Genomic DNA, 22,840 nt, shown 5'->3' with positions numbered 1-22,840 from the left:
GGAACAAGGCGGAGGTCGGGGACATGAGCATGGCGACGGGTCGGACGGCGGCGCTGCTGGCTCTCAGTGCAATCATGACGCTGGCCGGTTCTGCGGCGATGGCCCGGCAGGACGCGGCACCGTCGGTGCGGATCGAGACTGACGCCGGGACCATGGTCGTCGAACTGGCCCTGGACCGGGCGCCGGTCAGCGTGTGCAACTTCCTGAGCTATGTCGCGGCGGGCGACTATGACGGCGGGGCCTTTTTCCGCACCGTGGTGCGCGCGACCAACACCGCCAATCCCAACCCCATCGACGTGATCCAGGCCGCGACGCCGCAAGGGTCCGACGACGACCGCCGCCCGCCGATCCGGCTGGAGCGGACGCGCGACACAGGCCTCAGCCATCAGGCGGGCGTCATTTCCATGGCGCGCGATGGGCCGGACAGCGCGACCTCCAGCTTCTTCATCGTCACCCAGGACACGCCCAGCCTGGATTTCGGCGGCGGGCGCAATCCCGACGGCCAGGGTTTCGCCGCCTTCGGCCGCCTGACCCAGGGCCTGGACGTGGCGCGGCGCATCCAGATGTCGCCGGCCGATGGGGAGGAGCAGCTGACCCCGCCGATCCGCATCCTTTCGGCGCGTCTGGTCGGTGACATGCCGGCGCGGTGCGCGGCTTGAACGACGGCTGGGTCGGGACGGGCAAGGTCCGGGCGCGCGAGATCGGCGATGCGGTCGAGATCGCCATCGACGGCCTGACCACCCAGGCCAAATACTACAAGCCCCTGGTCTATGAATTCATGCGCAAGGAATGGCGCGGCGCGCGTCCGTCCTGGGGCGACTTCACGGTCGAGATCGTGATGGAGCATGTCGGCGATCCGCCCTGGATGGACCTGGACAACCTGGCCAAGGCCCTGCTGGACGCCATCAAGGGCTATCTGTTCCACGACGACGCCCAGGTGGCGCGCCTGCTGGTCGAACGGCGCGAGGGCGAACGCGAACGCATCACCCTGCGCGCCTTCCCGCGTCAGTCGGCGGGCGGTCCCGGATAGCGCTCGAACGACGGCAGCCGATCCAGTTCGCCCATCCAGCCGATCCGTTCCGCCGTCTGGATCTGCCCCTGCAGGGGAATGGCGTCGGGATCGTCCAGGGTGGCGCTCTGCACGTCGATCATGCCGGGAAAGATGACCGCGTTGGTGTAGAAGAGGCCGGTCCCGCAGGCCGCGCAGAAATGCCGCTGCGCATGTTCGGACGAGGCATAGGCCTGGGTCTTGCCGGTGATCTTCACCTGATCCGTGGGGGCCAGGGCCCAGGCCACGGCCGGCGCCCCACTGGTCTTGCGGCAATCCGTGCAATGGCACAGGGCGTGGTGCGCGACCTCGGCCGGCATCTCATAGCGCACGGCCCCGCAGTGACAGCCTCCGGTCAGCATTTCACCCTCCATGATGTTCGCCAAATGTTCTCGCTTCAAGGCGCGGTCGTCAAGCGGGTTTCGCGCCTATTTCTTGCGGAACTGATCCAGGGAGACGACCTTGGGGCCCTCCGATCCCGACGGGGCGGGTTCGGGTTCGGGCGTCGGCGGCTCGGGTTCGTCCTCGACGATCTCGGGCGGCTCGAACGGCAGCAGGAACTGCACGCTGGGGTCATAGAAACGCGTCACGGCCTTGTAGGGCACCACCAGCACCTTCGGCAGGCCGCCGAACTTCAGCATCACCGAAAACAGCTCGGGCTCGACCGACAGGTCCCAGAACTGATGCTGCAGCACCACCGTCATCTCGTCCGGGTATTTGGCCATGATGTCGGGCGGCAGTGAAACGCCCGCCGCGCGGGTCTTGAAGGTGATGTAGAAATGGTGGGCGCCGGGAATGCCGGACGGACTGGCCGCGCGCTCAAGCGCCGCGCGGATCACGCCCCGCAGCGCATCCTGGGCGAGCTGCTCATAGTGCATCTCGTCGACGGGGGGCTTTTCCTGGGCCATTGGCGATCCTGCTGCTCGCGCGTTGATAGCGGCGCCGTGGCGCGGACGGAAGGCCGCGCGGCCGCGAATCTGGCGCAAGGGCGATTTGGGCGGGGCGAGATCGGGGATAAGCGCCGGGATTCTGTTGCCAGGCTCCCGACAGGCCCCGCCTGAAGATCTGAACCCCCAGGAGTTTAGGTTGGAATTACCGGAACCGCATTACGCGGCGACAGCGTATTCCTCAGCGAAGTTATCGTTCGCAGTTAGTTAAAGGCCCGATGCGGTGGGCCAGGACGAGCGAAAGCAATCCTCTTTACACGTCCGTCGATGCTAGTCGGCCCCGCACAGTCCCGCCGATAACGCGGAAGAGATTGGTGGAGCCGCCGGGAATCGCACCCGGGTCCGGTCCGCTTATTACAGGCGCGTTTATCGCCATAGTCCGGGCGAACCCGGACAAGGCCAATATAGCGGTTCCAGCGCCGGATTTGAAGGGCTTAGGCCTAGGACGTGGCCTCATACTCCAGTCCAAGTTTCATAAAGGCCTTCAACAGTCCGTCACCCTCGGGCTTGTCCCGAGGGCCCCTCTTCGCGTCGTCCTCGAACGCGGATGGTGTTGACCAAAAGCCAGAACAGCCACCAGTCCGGCCTGCGGCCGCCATGGGCCCTCGGGACAAGCCCGAGGGTGACGAGGCTTATGGGCTCATCACCTGGCCCGGATGACGCGGCCAGTCCGGCGTCTGGTTCCTGAACCAGGTCAGCTGGCGTTTGGCGTAGTTGCGGGTGGCCTGTTTCATCGCCGCGACCGCGTCGTCCCGCATCATCTCGCCCGCCAGATGCGCCGCCAGTTCGCGCACGCCCACCGCCTTCATGGCCGGAAGGCCGGGGTCCAGGCGCCGGGCCATCAGGGCGCGCACCTCGTCCAGGGCGCCGCCTTCGATCATCAGGTCCACTCGCGCGTCGCAGGCGGCATAGAGACGTTCACGCTCAGGCTCGATCACCAGGCCGGTCCAGCGGTCGGGCGCGATCAGGGGGCGGGTGTCGGCCTTGAAGGCGCTGAGCGGCCGGCCGGTCTGGGCGTGGACGCTGAAGGCCCGGACCAGTCGCTGGCGATCGCCGGGCGCGATGGCGGCCTCGGTCTGAGGATCGACGGCGCCCAGGCGGCGGCGGAAGACGGCCTCGCCCTCGTTGTCAAACGCGGCCTGGCTCTGGTCCCGGACCTCGACTCGAACCTCAGGAATATCCGCCAACCCTCGGGTCAGAGAAAGGAAATACAGCCCCGTGCCGCCGACCAGGATCGCCGGACGCCCCTCGGCCTCCAGCGCCCCGATCTCGTTCAGCACAGCCCGCGCCCATCGCCCGACCGACCAGGCGTCCGCGGCGTCGGCGACGCCATACAGACGATGTTCGGCCGCCGCCACATCCTCGGCCGACGGCCGCGCCGACAGGATGCTCAGGTCGGCGTACAGCTGCTGGCTGTCGGCGTTCAGGATCGCCGCCCCGGTCGTTCGGGCCGTCTCCAGCGCCAGGCGCGACTTGCCCGAAGCGGTCGGACCGGCGATCAGGGTGAGGGGCGGATGCGTCAACTTCGCTCACGGGGATTGGTTCGGCGGCGCGGCTTCCGATATGTGACGCCCAAGCCCTTTCCCGCAAGCGCAGGATGCCCTCCGTGCCCGACCGCGACGCCGTTCTTCAGGCCCTGGACCAGATCATCGACCCGGCCTCGGGCCAGGGGCTGGTGGCCGCCGGGCTGACGCGCGGGGTGGTGGCGGCCGACGACCGGGCCGGCTGCGCCCTGGACGTGCCGCGCGGGCGCAAGGGCGACTATGAGGCCATCCGCGGCCAGGCCGAGGCGGCGCTGAAGGCACTGCCAGGGGTCCAGCGGGTGCTGGTGGTGCTCAGCGACGAAGGCCCGCCGCCCGCGCCGCCTGCCCAGCCGCCGCGCGCGCGCACGGCCGGATTGTCCAGGGCGGCGATGGATCAGGGGCGGCCCAAGGCGCCCGTGCCCATCGACCGTCCCGCCCATGTGCGCCGCGTCCTGGCGGTGGCCAGTGGCAAGGGCGGGGTGGGCAAGTCCACCGTCGCGGTCAATCTGGCGGCGGCGCTTGCGGCGCGCGGCCTGTCGGTCGGGGTGCTGGACGCCGATGTCTATGGCCCGTCCCTGCCGACCATGCTGGGCCTGTCGGGCAAGCCTGAATACGTCGATGGGGCGATGCAGCCGCATCTGGCCCATGGGCTGAAGGCCATGTCGGTCGGCCTGCTGACCGGCGCGGGCGACGCCATGATCTGGCGCGGGCCGATGGCCAGCCAGGCCATCACCCAGATGCTGACCCAGACGCGCTGGGGAACCGAGGCGGCGTCGCTGGACGTGCTGGTGGTCGATCTGCCGCCGGGCACGGGCGACGTGCAGCTGACCCTGATCCAGAAGACGCCGCTGGACGGGGCCGTGATCGTCTCGACGCCGCAGGAGGTGGCCCTGGCCGACGCCCGGCGCGGCCATGCCCTGTTCCAGCAGGTGGGCGTCCCGACCCTGGGCCTGATCGAGAACATGAGCGGCCCGGTCTTCGGCCAGGGCGGGGCGGCGGCGGAGGCGGCGCGCCTGGGCGTGGCCTTCCTGGGCGACCTGCCGCTGGACGCCTCCCTGCGTCAGGCCGGCGATGCGGGAACGCCCGTGGTCGCCAGCGATCCGAACGGCGACCTCGCCGCCCGCTTCGCCGCCATCGCCGCGCGCGTGGAGGAGGCGCTGGGCCTCTAGGCGGCTTCGATCTTCACCGCCGTGCCATAGGCCAGGACCTCGGTGATCCCCGGCATGATTTCATTGGCGTCGTATCGCATGGCGATCACCGCGTCCGCGCCAAGCTCGCGCGCATGGGCGATCAGGTCGTCATAGGCTTCCTGCCGCGCGGTTTCGGCCAGTTTGACATAGGCCCCGACCCGTCCGCCCAGCATCGACTGCAGCCCGCCGACCACATCGGCCACGGCGTTGCGCGAACGCACGGTGATGCCGCGCACCACGCCGATGGTGCGGACGATGCGATGGCCGGGCAGGTCGTTGGCGGTGGTGATGATCATGGGGCGTCTCCTTCAGCGTCGTTCCAGAACGCGGAACACCATGGAATGGTCGTCCTTCTCGCCCGCCGGAACCCTCTCCGACGCGGTTTCGACGAAGGCGTCTGCGTCAAAGGCCGGGAACCAGGTGTCGCCGCCGTCCACCTCGGTCTGCACCTCGGTGAGATACAGCCGCTTGGCGCGGGGCAGGGCGGCGGCGTAAAGCGCCGCGCCGCCGATGACGCAGATCTCGTTGACGCCGTCCTCCATCGCCTGTTCGCGCGCGATCTCCAGCGCCTCGTCCAGGCTGGTGACCACCAGCGCCCCCCTGGTCTTGCCGGCGTCTCCGTAGCCTTCGTCGCGGGTCAGGACCAGGTTCAGCCGGCCGGGCAGGGGCCGCAGCGGCAGGCTCTCCCAGGTGTTTCTGCCCATGATGCAGGGCTTGCCGATGGTGATGGCCTTGAACCGCTGTAGATCGCTGCGCAGCCGCCACGGCAGGCCGCCGTCCCGCCCGATGACGCCGTTCACATCGCGCGCGACGACCAGGACCAGATCAGGCAGGCCGCTCATTTCGGCTCCAGCCATTTCAGCCATTTGTCCTTCATGGCCTGTTCGATATCGACGCCGGCCCGATCACAATAGATCAGCAGCATCCCCAGAACATCAGCCGCCTCATCCGCCAGGGCCCTTGGGTCCGGTGCCCCCCGCGCCCGGCCCGACAGCCGCAGATGCTCGGCGGTCAGCTCGCCCAGCTCCTCCTGCAGCTTCAACAGCGCCCAGTCGCGGTCGCGCTCTATGCCGTGCTCGGCGGCGTAGATGTCGGAGATGCGCAGGACGGAGGCGGTGAGATCGGAAAGGGTCAAAACTGATCTCGGCTCCAGCGTCGGTCTAATTCCGCGATCTGGGGCAGGGGACTCCACCATTCATCCGCCACGTTCAGCGGCGCGAGATAGGTGAAAGCGTGTCGCCACACCGAACGCACGGGATTTTCAAAGACCGGCTTGAGACGTTCTTCGTCGGCGCGGCCCGCGATGACCGCATCCGCCATGCCGTTGAGGAAGTTGAACAGCGCCTTCACGTCCCGGGTCGCCTGGCCGTCCTCGTCCTCGAGCATATGCATCGGCGCGCCCTTGCGCAGGCGCGCTCGGGCGAGGAGAAGGTCGCCATCGCCCCATTCGGCCAGGAAGCGTTCAGTCAAATCAGCGATTTCAGTCGGAGTGGGCGCCGCCGCCTCAGTCAACGTCTCTGGAGCGCTGGAGCGTCGTCCAAACCTTCGAACCTGCTCGAGAATGGCGTGGCTGGCGGGCCCGAGCGCGGCCATCAGTCTCCCGTCGCCGCGGTCTGCTGCATAGCGGAGCGGTGTCACGCCCAGCAGATCGGACGGCAGTTTCAAGGGCTCGGAATTGCGCGGCGTGACCAGGAAGCATCGCTCAACGCCCAAGGCTCCGATGAACAGGCCCAACTCGAACAGGACATTGTCGCGCACGACGTGCGTCGTCTCACCTCGCACGGTGACGATGTCGTCTGGAGCGAAGATGAAGGCTGCGAAATCCGTCTCGCGGGCTTCTCGGACGAGGTCCGACAATGTCTGGGACGAGGGCCGAAACACTCCCTGGGTCCAAACCGTGGGGTCGGTCTCATATTCAAGCATCGCCTGGAGGGAATAGGCGACGTCCAGAGCTTCGCTTGAAGAGCCAATGAAGAGACCGGGTCGGGTCACGATGCGCTATTTTGAGACCTTTGCCGGGATATGAGGATGCGCCTCATATCCAGTGATCACGATATCCTCGCGCTTGAATTCGAAAATATCGTGCAGCCGCCGCCGGAACGAAAGCTTGGGGAAGGGCAGCGGCGAACGGGTCAGTTGGAGCTTCGACTGCTCCAGATGGTCGAGATAGATATGGGCGTCCCCGAAGGTGTGGATGAACTCGCCGGGTTCATACCCCGTCACTTCACAGATCATCAGGGTCAGCAACGCATAGCTGGCGATGTTGAACGGCACGCCCAGGAAGACGTCGGCGCTGCGCTGATACAGCTGGCAGCTCAGTTTTCCGTCCGCGACAAAGAACTGGAACAGGCAGTGGCAGGGCGGCAGGGCCATGTCGTCGACGTCGGCCGGGTTCCAGGCGCTGACGATATGGCGGCGGCTGTTGGGGTTGGTCTTCAGCCCTTCGACCAGCTTGGCGATCTGGTCGATGACGCGGCCGTCCGGCGCGGTCCAGCTGCGCCACTGCTTGCCGTAGACGGGGCCCAGCTCTCCCTCGGCGTCGGCCCATTCGTCCCAGATGCTGACGCCGTTCTCCTTCAGCCAGCGGATGTTGGTCTCGCCGCGCAGGAACCACAGCAGTTCGACGATGATCGACCGGGTGTGCAGCTTCTTGGTGGTCAGAAGGGGAAAGCCACGGGCCAGGTCGAACCGCATCTGGCGGCCGAACACGCCCAGGGTGCCCGTGCCGGTCCGGTCGTCGCGCCGCACCCCGTTGTCCAGGATGTCGCGCAGCAGGTTCAGATATTGCCATTCCGGATGGTCCGCGGGCGCGGCGTCCATGCGGTCGTGCGGATCAGCGAAGGCGGCCTGGGCGTTCATGCCGCCAGCTTGACGCAGATGGGTGATTCGAGGCGCCCGGTTTCGGTGCCGGGCGGTCACACTTCTGTGGACGCATGGTGGAACGAAAAACGGCCCCCGATCACTCGGAGGCCGCTGCTCGCATCCCGATGGGACGATGCGGTTACTGGCTCTGGGCCAGGCGCTCATTCTGGACCCAGCCGGTGTTGTCGTTGTCGTCGATCACTTCCCACCACGGGCCGTTGCGGTTGCCGGTGGGATAGACGCGCAGGCCGACGGGCAGGGCGCGGACGACCGCCGCGCCGGTGCGCGGTTCGGCCCTCAGGGTGGCCGCCTGCTGGACCGTATAGCTCTCGATCGGGGCGCGGGCCGCGGCCGATCCGGCCTCGCCCAGGCCGCCCATCTGGGTGACCATGTCGGCATAGGCGCTGATGAAGGCCTGGGACACGATCCGGCCGATTTCGGTGTTCTCATAGCCTCCGCCCACGGCGCCGCCGAAGCCGGTCGAGCCGAAGCCGCCGCCGCCGGCGCTCCAGCCCAGGTCGTTCTTCGAGGCGTAGCCTTCGGTGACCAGGGCGGTTTCCGAGGTGCGGACGTCCGTCAGCGACAGGACCACATTGGCTTCCGAGCGGCGGGTGCGGATGCCGCCGACCAGGGCCCCGGCCGTGCCGCCGATCAGGGCGCCGGCGATCCCGGCCACGGCGCTGCCGCCCGAGTTGGCGTTCTGGCTGGCGACCTCGCCGACCAGCACATAGTCGGCCGCCCGCACCTGGCCGCCGCCGACGTTGGAACCGCGCTGCAGCCCGCCTTGTCCCGCCAGTTCACGCTCGCGCTGGGCCACGCTCATGCCCACGCCCCGATCCACCAGGGTGAAGCAGCCCGAACGCTGGATCACCACGCGCAGCAGGCTTTGCGGGGGCGACAGCTGCAGCTCGCGGAAGACGTCCGCCTGACCATCGGCGATGGTGATGGTGCCCAGGTTGCGCGTGCAGCGCGGAATCTGGGCCACCTGGGCGTCCTGGGTGCGCTGGGCGCCGCTGCGGCGGCTCTGGGCCTGGGCCGTCGGCGCGACGGCGGACAGGGCGACCACGGCCGCCAGGGCGGTGGTCAGAACGGGCTTGGTCATGGAATTCCCCTCGAGGCTTTCAGATACAGCCGATATGCGTTTGCTAGCGTGGCGGTATGCGAAAGCCAAGCCGTTGCGGGGCGCCTGAACCTGACGTCAGCCCCGGAACCCGTCCTGTTTCAGGAATTCCGCCTCTTCGGGCGTCGTCTCACGTCCCAGCGCCCGATTGCGGTGCGGGAACCGGCCGAACCGGGTCATCACCCCATGATGATGCTCGGCCCAGCGGTCGTCGGCGGGGCGATCCATGGCCTGGAACAGGCGCACCTGGAGGTCCTGAAGCGCCATGTCCTCCGCATGTTGCAGCGGCAGGTAGAAGAACCGCCTCAGGTCGTTCTCGACCTCCTGGTCCCGGCCGGCGTCCAGCGCCGTCAGGGCGAAATGGCGCGCCAGCGGGTCGGTCGCGAAGGCGTGGGCGGTGTTGCGCCAGACATTGCGCGGAAACTGGTCCAGCAGGACCATCAGGGCCAGCGCGCCCTCGGCCGTGTCCATCCAGCCATCCAGTTCTCGTCGCGCCGCGGCCAGATGGGCGTCCATGAAGCGGTCGCGGAATTCGGCGTCGAACGCCTCGTCCTTGGCGAACCATCTGTCGGGGCCTGCCTCTTTCCAGAAGTCGACGACGGTCTTGGGATCTGTCTGTGTGCTCATGCCCGAACAGATAGGCGCCCGCGCGCCCGTCTTCCACGAAGAGGCGGCGGCGGATCATCATTTCCGAGGCGGGAGGAAGATGGTCGGAGTGGCAGGATTCGAACCTGCGACCCCTGCGTCCCGAACGCAGTGCTCTACCAGACTGAGCCACACTCCGACTTGAGGTCGGGGCTTATAACGAGGGCCCCTGGAGCCCGCAAGCGTCGTTTTCACACCGGCGAAAATTGTCTGCAAAGCGGGTGTTGCATCCCCCGCGGCCTTGGCGTATTCGACCGCCCTCCCGCCGCCCGCCGGCGCGGATCACCGGACCTGCTGGGGAATGGTGTAATGGTAACACTACGGTTTTTGGTACCGTCATTCTAGGTTCGAGTCCTAGTTCCCCAGCCACCGCTGTCCGGCTTCCCTGACAATCCGTCGCCCGCTCACCCCGCCCGGATCTGGCGCACCGCGTCGGTCAGGCCGGCGTTGTAGCCGCGCGCGGCGTCCAGGGCGATTGGGGTCCAGCGGGCCGGGTCGGCGATGATGCGGGCGTGGCTCATATTGACGTTCATCAGGGCCTGAAGGCCGCTGGGGTCCGACACGCTGCTGACGTCCATGGCGTAGGACTGGCTGGAATAGACATCGTCGGCGACCGACAGGGTGGCCATGACCAACCGCCCGCGCGGATCGGCGGCCGACACGATGAAGCCGGACGGCGCGGCGCGCACGCCCACTACCACTTCGCCTTCCACCCCCACGCCGCGCCGCGCGCGCATGCGGGCGTAGTCCAGCCACATCACCGGCGTCAGGATGATGGCGTCCAGGGCGGCCGAGGCGGCGGCCAGGCGATTGCGGGTTCCGATGCCCGCCAGCATGCTGTTGGCCTCGCCGGAATAGCCGGTGACCATGGGCGCGGTCTGCGATCCGACCGTCAGCCAGCGCTGGGCCACAGTGACGCCGTCGAAGGTGCCCTGGCCCTGGAACTGATTGCCGTCGCGCAGAGGCGTATTGGCGGCGGCCAGGGCGGCGCGGGTCTCGTCCACGCCCACGACCGTCTCCCCGGCGGCGGCCAGGCGCGCGCGCAGGTCCAGGCAGGCGGCCTCGGCCACTTCCGTCATCATCTGGGGCGAGACGCCGTAAAGGGCGGTGTCGATCCGCGCGCCGCCGCCGCCGGACATCGTCCGGGTCTTGCCGGTGTAGAAGAAGCTGACGCCATAGCTGGCCACCGCCACCTTCGGCCGATGCTTGATGTAGCGGGCGTTGGCCACATTGGTGCGGACCTGGAACTCGCGGCTCGGCTCCTGCCGCAGAACGCGCGCCAGGGCGGGCGCGGCTGGGCTGAGTGTCAGGGCCAGTCCGCCCGCGAACAGGGTCCGTCGATCAAGAGATGTCATCGTATGCGCTCCGCCATGAGGGTTCGGAGCTTCAGCCTAGCGGGCGGCGGGGCCTGGGTAAGCTGACGATACCCTTCCGAACGCCGACCGAAGGGCGCGGCCATCGGCGGCGAACCGATGGCCGCAAGATCGGGTCAGGCCCGCTCCCAGCCCTTCTCCACCGCCCAGACGGCGAAGGCGTAGTCGACCGCCAGTTCCTTCAGATAGTCGAACCGGCCCGAGGCGCCGCCGTGGCCGGCCTCCATGTTGATCTTCAGCAGGATCGGCTTGCCCGAGGTGCTGGCCGGGCGCAGGCGGGCCACCCATTTGGCCGGCTCCCAATAGGTCACGCGCGGGTCCGACAGGCCGCCGGCCGCCAGGATCGCCGGATAGGCCTGTGACGTGATCTGGTCATAGGGGCTGTAGCTGGCGATGTAGTCATAGGCCTCGGCGTCCTCCAGCGGATTGCCCCATTCGGGCCATTCCGGCGGGGTCAGCGGCAGGCTGGTGTCGCTCATGGTGTTCAGCACGTCGACGAAGGGCACCTGGCCGATCACCCCGGCCCATAGGTCCGGCCGCATGTTGTTGACCGCGCCCATCAGCATGCCGCCGGCCGAGCCGCCATAGGCCACGATATTGCCCGCGCGGGCGTAGTTGCGCTCGATCAGGTGTTCGGCCGAGGCGATGAAGTCGGTGAAGGTGTTCTTCTTGGTCATGCGCCGGGCGTTCAGGAACCAGTTCCAGCCCTTGTCCGAGCCGCCGCGGATGTGGGCGATGGCCCAGATGAAGCCGCGGTCCACCAGCGACAGCCGGCTGGTCGAGAAGCTGGCGGCCATGGGGATGCCATAGCTGCCGTAGCCATACAGCAGCACCGGGGCCGAGCCGTCCACCGGCGTGTCCTTGCGACGCAGCAGGGTGACGGGCACCAGTTCGCCGTCCGAGGCGGGGGCGTTCAGCCGTTCGACCACATAGTCGGCCGGATCGTGGCCCGACGGCACCTCCTGCACCTTCTTCAGGGTCCGCTCGCGCGAGCTCATGTCGTAGTCGAATGTCGAGGTCGGCGTGGACGGCGAGTTGTAGCTGTAGCGCATCATCGGGCTGTCGAACTCGGACCAGCCCAACAGGTTCAGGGCGTAGGCGGGCTCGTCCACCGCGATTCCGTGTTCGGCGCCGGCGCGGTCGCGCACGATGATGCGGGTGTTGGCGTCGGCCCGCTCCTGGCGCGCCAGGTGGCCGGACGAAACGGTGACGTTCTCGATGAACCGGCCCGGCGTGTGGGGGATCAGGTCCTTCCAGCTGGCCTTGCCCGGCGTCCCCGTCGGCGCCTCGACCACCTTGAAGTCGATGCTGTCGTCGGCGTTGGTGCGGATGACCCAGCGGTCGCCCCAGTGGTCGGCGTCATACTGAAGCCCGGCGTGGCGCGGCTCCAGGACCACGGGCGTCGCGGTCGGATCGGCGGCGGGGATGGCGCGCGCCTCGGAGGTTTCGTGATCATTGATCGTGATCATGACGAAGGCGTCGTCGGAGGTGCGGCCGACGCCGGTGAACATGCCTTCGTCGGCTTCCTCATAGACCAGGACCGTCTCGCCCCCGCGCGCCGGGCGGCGGAATATCTTGTCCGATCGGCCGTTGTCGTTGCGGTTGGTCCAGAAGATCCAGGCGCTGTCCGGCGAGAAGGTGAAATTCCCGGTCGCCGAACCGATGGGGTCCGCCACCATCCGGCCGGTCGCCAGGTCCTTGACGAAGATCTGGTGCACCTCCGACCCCTGGGCGTCCTCGGCATAGGCGAACAGGCTCTGGTCCGGGCTGTGTTCGGTGGCCGCCACGCGAGAATAGGCCTTGCCCTGCGCCAGGGCGTTGGCGTCCAGCAGGATCTGCTCCTCGCCGCCGGCGCGCGGGCGACGACAGAACAGCGGGTGCTGATCCCCGGTGCGGAAGCGGGTGTAGTATTCCCACGGGCCGTCGGGCGAGGGGACCGAGCTGTCGTCCTGCTTGATGCGGCCCTTCATCTCTTCGAACATGGCCGCCTGCATCGGCAGGGTGCCGGCCATCATCGCCTCGCGATAGGCGTTCTCGGCGGTCAGGTAGTCCTTGACGTCGGCCTTGATCAGCGTGGGATCGCGCAGAACCGCCTGCCAGTTGTCGTCCTTCAGCCACTGATAGTCGTCGATGCGGACACGACCCAGCTGCTCGATGCGGGCGGGGACCTTCTTGGCGACGGGCGGGACGGGCATCGGGGCTCCTGAAGACTGGGCGGTGCGGGCGGAAACGGCAGGCGCTCCGGCGGCGACGGCCAGGGCGGCGGACGAGGCGATCAGTTCGCGGCGGTTCATTCTGCAAAGGCTCCCGACTTGCAAGCGGCGCGACCTTGTGCGGGCCCGCCGGCGCCGTCAAATGAACAAAGGAACAGGAGTGCGGATCGCCCATGTGGATCCAGGTTCAGACGCCGCCCCAGCCGCCGGCGCCCGCCCAGGCCGCCGCGTCCACACAGGCGCCCGCGCGCCCGGCCTGGGACCTGACCCTGGCCCTGATCGGGGCGACGATCCAGCTGGACCAGCCGGACGGGCAGGGGACGCGCACGGTCGGCGCCGGCTTTCTGATCGAGGCGCCGCGCCCCGACGGGACGCCCCGCACCGTTCTGGTCACCGCCGCCCATGTGCTGAACCAGATGCCGGGCGCGCAGATGCGCGTGGGCTGGCGCTCGGCCCTGGCGGACGGAAGCTGGAAGTTCGAGCCTCAGCCCGTGACCATCCGCGCGGCGGACGACCAGCCCTTGTGGACCCGCCATCCGGATCGCGACATCGCGGTGATGGAGATCACGGCGCCCGACGCCTTCACCCGCGCGGCCATTCCCCTGGGCTGGCTGGCCGACCGGAACACCCTGGCCGCCTATCAGGTCGGGCCGGGAGACGAGCTGTTCTCCCTGGGCTTTCCGCGCGGACTGTCGTCGAACCGGGCCGGGTTTCCGATCCTGCGGGTCGGACGGGTGGCGTCCTGGCCCCTGTCACCCGTCGCGGCCTTCCCGACCTTCCTGCTGGATTTCACCGTCTTCCCCGGAAACTCGGGCGGCCCGGTCTTCTGGACCCCGGCGGCGCGCAGTGCGCCGGGCAAGGCCGAGCCGGACCATCCCTTCATCGCCGGCGTCCTGGCCCAGGAGGTGCTGGTCTCGGACGAGCGGCTGAACCTGGGCGTTGTGGTGCAGGCCGTCTATGTGCGCGAAGCCATCGTTCTGCTGGATGGACCGCCCTGGCCGTGAAACGGATCCGAATTATCGGGTATTTTAATACCAAATACGAAATATCGTAAAAATTCAATGTGATAATGTGATTTAAGCCGCACAATCGGCGTTGACCTCGCCGCCCGCATCCTCTATCAGCGCGCCTTCCGCTCGTCCGACCTCCGGCCGGGCATGCAGTTTCGCCTCCTCCCAAGGATCCTCAGTCATGCTGAAGAGCACCACGGCTTCGCTGAAGCCGGCCGAGGTCGAGAAGAAGTGGATCCATATCGACGCCGAAGGCGTCGTGGTGGGCCGTCTCGCGACCTTCATCGCCAACCGCCTGCGCGGCAAGCACCTGCCGACCTACACCCCGCATGTCGACTGCGGCGACTATGTCATCGTGACCAACGTCGACAAGGTGGTGTTCACCGGCGCCAAGAACACCGACAAGGTCTATTACCGTCACACCGGCCACCCGGGCGGCGTCAAGGAAACGACCCCGGCCAAGGTGCTGGGCGGCCGCTTCCCCGAGCGCGTGCTGGAAAAGGCCGTTGAGCGCATGCTGCCCAAGGAATCGCCCCTGGCCCGCAAGCAGATGACGCACCTGCGCCTGTTCGCCGGCGCCGAGCACACCCATCAGGCCCAGAACCCGCAGACGATCGACTTCGCGTCGGCGTCGGCCAAGAACACCCGGAGCGTCTGAGCATGACCGACGTCGCCAACACCGAAGCCGCGACCGGCTTCGACGCCCTGAAGGGCATGTCCTCGGCCGCCGAAGACGCCGCCCCCGCCGTCCAGAAGCTGGACAAGCTGGGCCGCGCCTATTCGACCGGCAAGCGCAAGAACGCCATCGCCCGCGTGTGGGTGAAGCCGGGCTCGGGCAAGATCACCGTCAACGGCAAGGAGCTGAACGCCTATTTCGCTCGCCCCGTGCTGCAGATGATGGTCGCCCAGCCGCTGACGGTCACCGACCGCACGACCCAGTTCGACGTGATCTGCACGGTCGAGGGCTCGGGCCTGTCGGGCCAGGCCGGCGCCATCCGCCACGGCCTGTCGCACGCCCTGACGCACTATGAGCCGGAACTGCGCAAGGTCCTGAAGCCGCACGGCTTCCTGACCCGCGACAGCCGCGTCGTCGAGCGCAAGAAATACGGCCGCGCCAAGGCCCGCCGCAGCTTCCAGTTCTCGAAGCGCTAAGCCGCATCATACGGTTTGGATTTGGGGCGCTTCGGGAAACCGGAGCGCCCTTTTTTCTTTCTTCCTTCTCCCCTTGCGGGAGAAGGTGGCAGGCGAAGCCTGACGGATGAGGGGTCGCACCGCCCCGTCCGTCGCGCTAGCGTTCCCAAATGGACGACTGGCTTCAGTCTCGCGCCAAGGAGATGCGCCGCCAACCGGCTCTTTACGAGCGGCGCCTTTGGCGATTGCTTCGGGATCGGCGCCTGGAAGACCTGAAGTTCCGCCGCCAGGTCGTGATCGGCTGCTACATCGCCGACTTTGTCTGTCTCCGTCACAGACTGATCGTCGAGGCGGACGGCCCCTCTCATGAAGACCGCGCACTCCATGACGCCGAACGGGACGCCTGGTTCGCTGCCGAGAATTTTATCGTGCTGAGGTTTCCCAACAGCCAGATCGAGAACCGCCCATGGGGGGTCATCGACGCGATCACGGCCGCCTCAAAGCGGAAGCTGGTCAAAGACTGACGGACCTGCGTGACCCCTCATCCGTCAGGCCTTCGGCCTGCCACCTTCTCCCGCAAGGGGAGAAGGGTTAGGAGCGAGCCATGACCCACACCCTCTTCATCGACGGCGAGGCCGGGACCACGGGGCTGGAGATCCGCGAGCGGGTCGAGGGCCGGTCCGATCTGCAACTGATCCTGCTGGGCGACCGGCGGCGCGACGTGGCGGCGCGGCGCGAGGCTCTGAACGCCGCCGACGCCGTCATCCTGTGCCTGCCCGACGATGCGGCGCGCGAAGCCGTGGCCATGGTCGACAACCCGGCCGTGCGGGTCATCGACGCCTCGACCGCCTATCGCGTCGATCCCGACTGGACCTATGGCTTCCCCGAACTGGCGCCCGGCCAGGGCGAACGGATCGCCGGCGCGACGCGCGTCTCCAACCCCGGCTGCTATCCGACCGGCTTCCTGGCCCTGGTCGCGCCCCTGGTGCGGGCGGGCCTGGTCCCCGCCGACTGGCCGGTCACCGTCAACGCTGTCAGCGGCTACTCCGGCGGCGGCAAGGCCATGATCGCCGAGTTCGAGCAGGGCGCGCCCGACCCCTTCCGCGCCTATGGCCTGACGCAGAAGCACAAACATGTGCCCGAGATGACAACCCATGCGGGCCTGTCGCGGCCCGTCCTGTTCGCCCCGGCGGTCGGGAACTATCGCCAGGGCATGCTGGTCGAAGTTCCGCTGCACCTGTCGGCCCTGCCGTCCCAGCCGTCGATCGAGGTGATCCACGGCGCCCTGGTCGAGGCCTATGACGGCGCCCGTTTCGTCGAGGTCGCGGACCTGGAAACCACCGAGGCCATGACCGGCCTGACGCCCGAGGGGCTGAACGGCACCAACCGCCTGCGCCTGCACGTCTTCGGCGACCGCAATGGCGAACAGGCGCGGCTGGTGGCCCTGTTGGACAACCTCGGCAAGGGCGCCTCGGGCGCGGCGGTGCAGAACCTGAACCTGATGCTGGGCCTGGACGAGGGGGCGGGCCTGGCCTGAGACGCTGGACCCACGGACCCGCCGCCGCTATTCACCCCCTGTTCGATCATCGAAGGCCCGCCATGCTCGCTCGCATCTATCGTCCCGCCAAGACCGCCATGCAGTCCGGCAAGGCCAAGAGCCGCGACTGGCGACTGGAGTTCGAGCCCGCCTCGGCCCGCACCCTCGACCCCCTGATGGGCTGGACGTCGTCCACCGATATGAACGGCCAGGTCCGCCTGACCTTCGACACCCAGGAAGAGGCCGTCGCCTATGCCGAGCGCCACGGCATCCCGTTCCGCCTGCACGAGCCGAACGAGCCGCCGGTGATCCTGAAGGCCTACGCCGACAATTTCGCCACCAACCGCAAGCAGTCCTGGACGCATTGAGTCTTTTAGTGCGCCTACCGCTCGCAACGCGGTTGCTCGCTGCTTGAGGCGGCTTTGGGTTCGCCTACCGCTCGCGACGCGGTTGCTCGCTGCTTGAGGCGGCTTTGGGTTCGCCTACGCTCGCAACGCGGTTGCTCGCTGCTTGAGGCGGCTTTGGGTTCGCCTACCGCTCGCAACGCGGTTGCTCGCTGCTTGAGCCGCGACGCGGTTTCCCCTAGCGAAATCACGTCTGCCTGTGCAGGCGCCCATAGCTCAACCGGATAGAGCACCCGCCTTCTAAGCGGACGGTTCCAGGTTCGAGTCCTGGTGGGCGCGCCAGGCGGCCAGGCCGATCTCCAGGTCGGCGATCAGGTCTTCCGGATCCTCCAGCCCGACGTGCAGCCGCAGCAGCGGACCTTCCAGCACGGGCGGATGCCGGCGCTGGGCCATTTGCGGCGTCTCATAGGTGATCAGGCTTTCAAACCCGCCCCAGGAATAGCCCAGGCCGAACAGGGTCAGACCCCGCATCAGGGCATGGGCCCGCGTCTCGTTTCCGCCGCGCATGACCAGTCCGAACAGGGAGGCGGCGCCGGAATAGTCGCGCGCCCACAGACCCTGACCGGGATCACCGGGCAGGGCGGGCCACAACACGCGGGCGACTTCGGGTTGGGCCGCCAGCCACTGCGCCACGCGCCGCGCGGACGCCTCCTGTTCGGCATAGCGCAGCGGCAGGGTGCGTAGCCCCCGAAGCGCCAGCCAGGCGTCGTCGGGCGAGACGTGCCAGCCCTGGTCCTCGATGGTCTCGGCGATCCGCCGCCCGACCGCGGGGTCGCGCACCGATATCGCCCCCATCAGCAGGTCGGAATGACCGGCCGCGTATTTGGTCAGGGGCTGGACCGAGACATCGACCCCGTGCGCCAGCGGTCGGAAGGCCAGGCCCGCCCCCCAGGCGTTGTCCATCACCGTCAGGACGCCGCGACCGCGACAGGCGGCGGCCAGGGCGGGGACGTCCGTCATCTCGAAGGTCAGGGACGAGGGGCTTTCGATCAGCACGACCCGCGTCGCCGGCGTCAGCAGGTCGACGATGGCGGCCACATCGGCGCCGGCCGGGTGGAACCGCGTCGTGACGCCTCGCGCCGCCATCCACCGGGTCAGGAACCGGCGTGTGGGACCATAGAGGCCGTCGCTGGCCAGCACCGCGTCGCCCGGCTTCAGCAGAGCCATCAGCGGCACGGTCACCGCCGCCAGTCCCGACGGCGTCAACCAGCTGTCCGCGGCGCCTTCCAGATCCGCGATGGCGGCGCGCAGAGCCCGCGCCGCCCCTGTGCCGTCCAGCCCATAGACGGGGCCGTCGGCGGCGTCGGCCATCCGCGCCGGATCGTCGTTCAGCAGGGTGGAGGCCCGTTCGATCGGCGGGCTGACGGGGCGACGCCCGGCGCCGCGCGCGGTGGCCGAGGCGATCAGACGGGTGCGGTCGGAGAACGGCACGGATTATCCCTTCGCGGGTTGCGGTTCGGCGCTCAAAAGCCTCTAAAGCCTCGGGGGGCGCAAGCAAGGGAGCAGCGATCATGCGATTGACCGGCGGCGCCATGGCTCTTCTGGCCCTGATCCTGGTCGGCTGCGATCGCAAACCGGCGCCCGATGCGGTTCCCGCCTCGGATCAGACCCCGGCGGTGCGCGCGGGCAAGGAAGCCCAGATCCCCGCCGGCCCGACCCTGACCGCGATCAAGGCGCGCGGACGGCTGGCCTGCGGGGTGCACCAGGGGCTGGTGGGCTTCGCCTATACCGACAACCGTGGGCGCTGGCGGGGCTTCGACGTCGATTTCTGCCGCGCCCTGGCGGCCGCCGTCCTGGGGGACGGGGATGCGGTGCGCTTCGTTCCGCTGAGCGCCGAGGAACGCCTGCCGGCCCTGCGTGACGGGCGAATCGACGTCCTGTGGCGCAACACCTCCTGGACCATGAGCCGCGAGGCGGGGGACGGCTTCGTCTTCGCCGGGGTCAACTATTACGATGGCCAGGGCTTCCTGGTGCGCCGCGCCCTGAACCTGGCCAGCGCGACCGAGCTGGAGGGCGCCCGCGTCTGCGTTCAGGCCGGCTCGACGACGCGGCTGAACGCCGATGACTATTTCCGCTCGCGCGGCATCGCCTACACGCCCGTCGTCCTTCCCAATGAAGAAGAGGCGCGCGCCGCCTATGAGCGCGAGGCCTGCGACGCCTTCACCGCCGACATCTCGGCCCTGGCCGCCGCCCGTTCGACCCTGGCCAACCCGGGCCAGCACGCCATCCTGCCCGACGTCGTGTCCAAGGAGCCGCTCGGGCCCGTCGTGCGGCGTGGCGACGAACAGTGGGCGGCCGTGGTGCGCTGGACCCTGAACGCCCTGATCCTGGCCGAAGAGCTGGGGGTGACTCAGGAAACGGCGGCCCAGATGGCCCGCGACAGTCGCGATCCGCGCGTGCGGCGCCTGCTGGGTTCCGAGGGTCATTTCGGCGAAATGCTGGCCCTTCCGCAGGATTGGGCTTTGAAAGCCATAGTCAGCACAGGTAATTACGGCGAAATCTTCAACCGCAACATCGGGCCGAAATCTTCTCTCGACCTGGCCCGCGGGTTGAACGCACAATGGAACGCGCGACCGGCCGGGCTGATCTACGGCCTGCCGGTTCGATAAGGACAACAGCGCCCGGGGGGCAGATGGAAACGACGAAGCGTGGCGGGATTCCGCTGTATGTGTGGATGCTGCTGGGCTTTGTGGCGGGCCTGGGCGGGGGCCTGATCGTCAATCTGAACGGGCTTGAGACCGCGCCCTGGCTGATGGAGCTGATCCGGTCGGTCGGCCAGATCTTCCTGCGCCTTCTGTTCATGCTGGTCCTGCCGCTTCTGTTCTCGGCCCTGGTGATCGGGGTGGCGGAAATGGGCGACCTGAAGGCCCTGGGCCGCGTCGGCTGGAAGACCCTGCTGTTCACCATCGTGGTTTCGGGCATAGCGGTGGCCATCGGCCTGGGCATGGTCAACCTGTTCCGGCCCGGCGACGGCGTCGATCCCGCCCTGGCCCAACGGCTGCTGGAGGAGGGCGCCGCCGGCGCCGCCGGCATCGTCGGCAGCGCGCCTCAGAACATCGAGGCCGGCCGCTTCTTCCTGGACATGATCCCGTCGAACGTCATCACGGCGGCGGCCGAGAACCAGATCCTGCCGGTGATGATCTTCGCCCTGTTCTTCGGCATCGGCCTGGTCATGGCCAAGTCGCCCTCGACCGACCGGCTGCAGGAGGCGCTGCAGGGGGTGTTCGAGGTGATGATGAAGCTGATCAACCTCGTCATCAAACTGGCGCCCATCGCCATCGCCTGCCTGATGTTCAACCTGGCCGCCGTCTTCGGCTGGGACCTGCTGGTGCGGCTGGGCGCTTATGCCGCCGTGGCCGTGGGCGCCATGGCGATCCACATGTTCGTGGTCTATCCGCTGGCCGTCTGGATCGGCGGCGGCATGAACCCGGTCCGCTTCTTCAAGGGGGTGCGCGAACCCATCGTGGTGGCCTTCTCGACCGCTTCGTCCAACGCGACCCTGCCGGTGTCGCTGCGCGTAGCCGAGGAGGAGCTGAAACTGCCCCGGCGCATCTCGCGTTTCGTCCTGACTGTCGGCGCCACCGCCAACCAGAACGGCACGGCCCTGTTCGAGGGGGTCACCGTCCTGTTCCTGGCCCAGTTCTTCGGCGTGGATCTCAGCCTTCAGCAACAGCTGATCGTGATGCTGGTCTGCATCCTGGGCGGCGTGGGCACGGCCGGCGTTCCGGCCGGCTCCCTGCCGGTCATCGCCCTGATCCTGGTCATGGTCGGCGTGCCGGCCGAGGGGATCGGCCTGGTCCTGGGCGTCGACCGTTTCCTGGACATGTGCCGCACGACGCTGAACGTCACCGGCGATCTGGTCGCGGCCGCCGTGGTGTCGCGGGGCGAAGAGGATGCGCCCGTCAGCGTCGGGCCCGAACCGGTCGCCCCGCCGCCCTAGGGGGCCACAGAACCTAGGCGCCGACAGCCACCGGCGTATCGTCACGCCCGCCCCATTCGGCCCAGCTGCCGTCATACAGGCGCGAGGTCCGGCCCAGTTCGGCCAGACCCAGGCTGAGGATCGCCGCCGTCACCCCCGAACCGCAGGTGGTGAGGATCGGCCGTTCGATGTCCAGTCCGGCGTCCCGAAAGGCCGCCGCCAGAGCCTCGCCGCGTTTCATCGTCCCGTCGGGGTTCAGCAGGCTGGCGTAGGGCAGGTTGCGCGCCCCCGGCATATGGCCGCCGCGCACGCCGGGGCGCGGCTCGGCCCCTTCGCCCCGGAAACGCGACGCGCCACGGGCGTCGGCCACCTGCTCGCCCTGCGTCAGGGCCTGGCGGACATCGTCCAGTCCGACAACCTGGCCGGCGTCCAGGCGGGCCTCGAACCGGCCCGGCCGGGGCAGGGGGGCGGATTGAGTCTTCAGGGGCCGGCCTTCCGCCCGCCACTTCGGCAGGCCGCCGTCCAGCACCCGCACATCGCGGGCGCCCATGACCGTCAGCATCCACCAGGCCCGAGCCGCCGAAAACAGGCCGGAGGCGTCATAGACGACGACCGGATCATCATGACCCAGGCCCAGGTCTCCCATGGCTCGGCCGAACGACGCCGCGTCCGGCAACATGTGCGGCAGGTCGCTGTCGGGGGCGGATACGGCCTCCAGGTCGAAAAAGACCGCGCCGGACAGGCGCGCGGCCTCGAATTCGGCCCGGCCGTCGCGTCCGTCCAGATGCCAGCTGGCGTCCACGATCCGCAGCCGGGGGTCGCCCAGCCGCGCTTGCAGCTCGGCCGTGGTGATCAGGGGGCTGGCGATGGTCACGGCGTTTTCCTTCGTGATAGGTTGAAACCCTGGGCGGCCGGCGCCACCTGACGGCGTGCGCGCGTCAGACCTTACGCCAGACGCCCCGTCTCATACGAAAGTTCCGCCCGTGAGCCGACCCAACGCCGTCATCGAAATCTCCCAGGGCCTGTCGCGTCCCGTCGCCATCGGGGGCGGCCGCCGCATCGTCTTCATCGCCGGCCCGTGCCAGCTGGAAAGCCGCCAGCACGCCCTGGAGATGGCCCACAAGCTGAAGGAGATCGGCCAGCGGCTGGATGTCGGCATTATCTACAAGACCAGCTTCGACAAGGCGAACCGCACCAGCGCCAGCGCCGCGCGCGGCTTCGGTCTGAAAGGCTCCCTGCCCATCTTCGCCGAAATCCGCGAGGTCACCGGCCTGCCGGTCCTGACCGATGTCCATACCGAGGAACACTGCGCCATCGCCGCCCAGGCGGTGGATGTGCTGCAGATACCGGCCTTCCTGTCGCGCCAGACCGACCTGCTGCTGGCCGCCGCCGCCACCGGCAAGGCCATCAACATCAAGAAGGGCCAGTTCCTGGCTCCCTGGGACATGAAGAACGTCATCGCCAAGGTGGTGGGCGCCGGAAACCCCAATGTCATGGCCTGCGAGCGCGGCGCCAGCTTCGGCTACAACACCCTGGTCTCCGACATGCGCGCCCTGCCGGTGCTGCGCGAGATCGGCTGTCCGGTGGTGTTCGACGCGACCCATTCGGTCCAGCAGCCGGGCGGCCAGGGCACGTCCTCGGGCGGCCAACGCGAGTTCGTGCCGGTCCTGGCCCGCGCGGCCGTTTCGGTGGGCGTGGACGCCGTCTTCATGGAGACGCACCAGGACCCGGACAACGCCCCCTCGGACGGGCCGAACATGGTCCCGGTCGATCAGTTCGAGGCCCTGGCGGCCCAGTTGATCGCCTTCGACGACCTGGCCATCGCCAGCGGCTTCAAGGGCCCGGTCGCCAAGGCGGCCTGAATCCGTCAGAGCGAAATCGGTTCGGTTGGACGTCGTCCAACCGGGCTCAGATTTCG

At 68.4% G+C, this 22,840-nt stretch carries 26 protein-coding genes, 3 tRNA genes and 1 other RNA gene; 14 read left to right on the top strand and 16 right to left on the bottom strand.

What is annotated here, in order from left to right; translation table 11 throughout:
• The first annotated feature begins 23 nt into the window (after nucleotides 1-23).
• Together KF910_RS03275 and KF910_RS03270 are read left to right on the top strand one after the other, a co-directional pair.
• Nucleotides 24-659: a peptidylprolyl isomerase gene (locus KF910_RS03275; protein WP_292258776.1), complete on the top strand. Its 636-nt coding sequence runs from the start codon at nucleotides 24-26 to the stop codon at nucleotides 657-659.
• Complete coding sequence (locus KF910_RS03270; protein ID WP_292258775.1) at nucleotides 656-1,030, top strand: RusA family crossover junction endodeoxyribonuclease; 375 nt, start codon at nucleotides 656-658, stop codon at nucleotides 1,028-1,030. Before KF910_RS03275 ends, KF910_RS03270 begins: the two co-directional genes overlap by 4 nt.
• On the opposite strand, the gene KF910_RS03265 is transcribed toward KF910_RS03270, so the two are convergent.
• The 4 genes from KF910_RS03265 to miaA form a co-directional block, all read right to left on the bottom strand.
• A complete protein-coding gene (locus KF910_RS03265) occupies nucleotides 1,006-1,410 on the bottom strand; it encodes a GFA family protein (protein WP_292258774.1) in 405 nt (134 codons plus the stop codon). The two genes, KF910_RS03270 and KF910_RS03265, sit on opposite strands and share 25 nt — an antisense overlap.
• Nucleotides 1,411-1,476: 66 nt before the next feature.
• Nucleotides 1,477-1,956 (bottom strand): SspB family protein, encoded by a 480-nt coding sequence (locus KF910_RS03260; RefSeq protein ID WP_292258773.1) that lies wholly within the window; start codon nucleotides 1,954-1,956, stop codon nucleotides 1,477-1,479.
• A gap of 109 nt (nucleotides 1,957-2,065) precedes the next feature.
• Nucleotides 2,066-2,429: a transfer-messenger RNA gene (gene ssrA / locus KF910_RS03255) on the bottom strand.
• A gap of 198 nt (nucleotides 2,430-2,627) precedes the next feature.
• Nucleotides 2,628-3,518 carry a tRNA (adenosine(37)-N6)-dimethylallyltransferase MiaA gene (gene miaA, locus KF910_RS03250; RefSeq protein WP_292258772.1) on the bottom strand — a complete coding sequence of 297 codons (891 nt, stop codon included), beginning with the start codon at nucleotides 3,516-3,518 and terminating at the stop codon, nucleotides 2,628-2,630.
• 83 nt (nucleotides 3,519-3,601) lie between these two features.
• On the opposite strand from miaA, the gene KF910_RS03245 reads away from it, so the two are divergent.
• Entirely contained in the window at nucleotides 3,602-4,687 is a 1,086-nt protein-coding gene (locus tag KF910_RS03245) for an Mrp/NBP35 family ATP-binding protein (RefSeq protein ID WP_292258771.1), read from the top strand.
• Here KF910_RS03245 and KF910_RS03240 read toward each other — a convergent pair.
• The 8 genes from KF910_RS03240 to KF910_RS03205 form a co-directional block, all read right to left on the bottom strand.
• Nucleotides 4,684-5,004, bottom strand: coding sequence for a YbjQ family protein (locus tag KF910_RS03240; protein WP_292258770.1), 321 nt, complete (start codon nucleotides 5,002-5,004; stop codon nucleotides 4,684-4,686). The genes KF910_RS03245 and KF910_RS03240 overlap by 4 nt on opposite strands.
• A 12-nt stretch (nucleotides 5,005-5,016) precedes the next feature.
• Nucleotides 5,017-5,550, bottom strand: a complete 534-nt coding sequence (locus KF910_RS03235; RefSeq protein ID WP_292258769.1) for a dihydrofolate reductase — start codon at nucleotides 5,548-5,550, stop codon at nucleotides 5,017-5,019.
• Nucleotides 5,547-5,843: a phosphoribosyl-ATP pyrophosphohydrolase gene (locus KF910_RS03230; protein WP_292258768.1), complete on the bottom strand. Its 297-nt coding sequence runs from the start codon at nucleotides 5,841-5,843 to the stop codon at nucleotides 5,547-5,549. The genes KF910_RS03235 and KF910_RS03230 overlap by 4 nt, the downstream gene beginning before the upstream one ends.
• A complete protein-coding gene (locus tag KF910_RS03225) occupies nucleotides 5,840-6,700 on the bottom strand; it encodes a nucleotide-binding protein (protein ID WP_292258767.1) in 861 nt (286 codons plus the stop codon). Before KF910_RS03225 ends, KF910_RS03230 begins: the two co-directional genes overlap by 4 nt.
• Before the next feature lie 6 nt (nucleotides 6,701-6,706).
• Nucleotides 6,707-7,528 carry a thymidylate synthase gene (locus KF910_RS03220; protein ID WP_292258876.1) on the bottom strand — a complete coding sequence of 274 codons (822 nt, stop codon included), beginning with the start codon at nucleotides 7,526-7,528 and terminating at the stop codon, nucleotides 6,707-6,709.
• Between the two features lie 181 nt (nucleotides 7,529-7,709).
• Nucleotides 7,710-8,672 (bottom strand): CsgG/HfaB family protein, encoded by a 963-nt coding sequence (locus tag KF910_RS03215; RefSeq protein WP_292258766.1) that lies wholly within the window; start codon nucleotides 8,670-8,672, stop codon nucleotides 7,710-7,712.
• Nucleotides 8,673-8,768: 96 nt separating this feature from the next.
• The gene (locus tag KF910_RS03210; RefSeq protein WP_292258765.1) at nucleotides 8,769-9,317 is read right to left on the bottom strand and encodes a DUF924 family protein; all 549 of its coding nucleotides are present in this window, start codon (nucleotides 9,315-9,317) and stop codon (nucleotides 8,769-8,771) included.
• 80 nt (nucleotides 9,318-9,397) lie between these two features.
• Nucleotides 9,398-9,474, bottom strand: a tRNA-Pro gene (locus KF910_RS03205).
• A 156-nt stretch (nucleotides 9,475-9,630) separates the two neighbouring features.
• On the opposite strand from KF910_RS03205, the gene KF910_RS03200 reads away from it, so the two are divergent.
• A tRNA-Gln gene (locus tag KF910_RS03200) sits at nucleotides 9,631-9,704 on the top strand.
• Between the two features lie 35 nt (nucleotides 9,705-9,739).
• Here the strand turns inward: KF910_RS03200 and KF910_RS03195 are convergent.
• Complete coding sequence (locus KF910_RS03195) at nucleotides 9,740-10,690, bottom strand: hypothetical protein (protein WP_292258764.1); 951 nt, start codon at nucleotides 10,688-10,690, stop codon at nucleotides 9,740-9,742.
• Between the two features lie 134 nt (nucleotides 10,691-10,824).
• Nucleotides 10,825-13,002 carry a S9 family peptidase gene (locus tag KF910_RS03190; RefSeq protein ID WP_292258763.1) on the bottom strand — a complete coding sequence of 726 codons (2,178 nt, stop codon included), beginning with the start codon at nucleotides 13,000-13,002 and terminating at the stop codon, nucleotides 10,825-10,827.
• Nucleotides 13,003-13,094: 92 nt separating this feature from the next.
• Here KF910_RS03190 and KF910_RS03185 point away from each other — a divergent pair, with 92 nt between their 5' ends.
• From KF910_RS03185 to KF910_RS03155, 7 genes are all read left to right on the top strand, one after another.
• Entirely contained in the window at nucleotides 13,095-13,925 is an 831-nt protein-coding gene (locus KF910_RS03185) for a S1 family peptidase (protein ID WP_292258762.1), read from the top strand.
• 190 nt (nucleotides 13,926-14,115) lie between these two features.
• Entirely contained in the window at nucleotides 14,116-14,589 is a 474-nt protein-coding gene (rplM, locus tag KF910_RS03180) for a 50S ribosomal protein L13 (protein WP_292258875.1), read from the top strand.
• A gap of 2 nt (nucleotides 14,590-14,591) precedes the next feature.
• Nucleotides 14,592-15,083, top strand: coding sequence for a 30S ribosomal protein S9 (gene rpsI, locus KF910_RS03175; RefSeq protein WP_292258761.1), 492 nt, complete (start codon nucleotides 14,592-14,594; stop codon nucleotides 15,081-15,083).
• 149 nt (nucleotides 15,084-15,232) lie between these two features.
• Nucleotides 15,233-15,586 carry a DUF559 domain-containing protein gene (locus KF910_RS03170; RefSeq protein ID WP_292258760.1) on the top strand — a complete coding sequence of 118 codons (354 nt, stop codon included), beginning with the start codon at nucleotides 15,233-15,235 and terminating at the stop codon, nucleotides 15,584-15,586.
• An 80-nt stretch (nucleotides 15,587-15,666) separates the two neighbouring features.
• Nucleotides 15,667-16,599, top strand: a complete 933-nt coding sequence (gene argC / locus KF910_RS03165) for an N-acetyl-gamma-glutamyl-phosphate reductase (protein WP_292258759.1) — start codon at nucleotides 15,667-15,669, stop codon at nucleotides 16,597-16,599.
• 62 nt (nucleotides 16,600-16,661) lie between these two features.
• Entirely contained in the window at nucleotides 16,662-16,967 is a 306-nt protein-coding gene (locus KF910_RS03160) for an ETC complex I subunit (protein ID WP_292258758.1), read from the top strand.
• Nucleotides 16,968-17,208: 241 nt separating this feature from the next.
• Nucleotides 17,209-17,285: transfer RNA gene (locus KF910_RS03155), tRNA-Arg, on the top strand.
• Here KF910_RS03155 and metC read toward each other — a convergent pair.
• Nucleotides 17,244-18,434, bottom strand: a complete 1,191-nt coding sequence (gene metC, locus KF910_RS03150) for a cystathionine beta-lyase (RefSeq protein WP_292258874.1) — start codon at nucleotides 18,432-18,434, stop codon at nucleotides 17,244-17,246. The two genes, KF910_RS03155 and metC, sit on opposite strands and share 42 nt — an antisense overlap.
• A gap of 80 nt (nucleotides 18,435-18,514) precedes the next feature.
• Here metC and KF910_RS03145 point away from each other — a divergent pair, with 80 nt between their 5' ends.
• Together KF910_RS03145 and KF910_RS03140 are read left to right on the top strand one after the other, a co-directional pair.
• Nucleotides 18,515-19,612 (top strand): amino acid ABC transporter substrate-binding protein, encoded by a 1,098-nt coding sequence (locus KF910_RS03145; RefSeq protein WP_292258757.1) that lies wholly within the window; start codon nucleotides 18,515-18,517, stop codon nucleotides 19,610-19,612.
• Between the two features lie 23 nt (nucleotides 19,613-19,635).
• On the top strand, nucleotides 19,636-20,943 hold the full coding sequence (locus KF910_RS03140; RefSeq protein ID WP_292258756.1) for a dicarboxylate/amino acid:cation symporter: 1,308 nt from the start codon (nucleotides 19,636-19,638) through the stop codon (nucleotides 20,941-20,943).
• Nucleotides 20,944-20,956: 13 nt separating this feature from the next.
• On the opposite strand, the gene sseA is transcribed toward KF910_RS03140, so the two are convergent.
• Nucleotides 20,957-21,796: a 3-mercaptopyruvate sulfurtransferase gene (sseA, locus tag KF910_RS03135; RefSeq protein ID WP_292258755.1), complete on the bottom strand. Its 840-nt coding sequence runs from the start codon at nucleotides 21,794-21,796 to the stop codon at nucleotides 20,957-20,959.
• A gap of 55 nt (nucleotides 21,797-21,851) precedes the next feature.
• Here sseA and kdsA point away from each other — a divergent pair, with 55 nt between their 5' ends.
• On the top strand, nucleotides 21,852-22,784 hold the full coding sequence (gene kdsA / locus KF910_RS03130; RefSeq protein ID WP_416354677.1) for a 3-deoxy-8-phosphooctulonate synthase: 933 nt from the start codon (nucleotides 21,852-21,854) through the stop codon (nucleotides 22,782-22,784).
• The last annotated feature ends 56 nt before the right edge of the window (nucleotides 22,785-22,840 follow it).

This window comes from Brevundimonas sp. (assembly GCF_019636155.1).
In the GTDB taxonomy this organism is placed as follows: domain Bacteria; phylum Pseudomonadota; class Alphaproteobacteria; order Caulobacterales; family Caulobacteraceae; genus Brevundimonas.
This window is presented reverse-complemented; position numbering and strand designations above follow the sequence as displayed.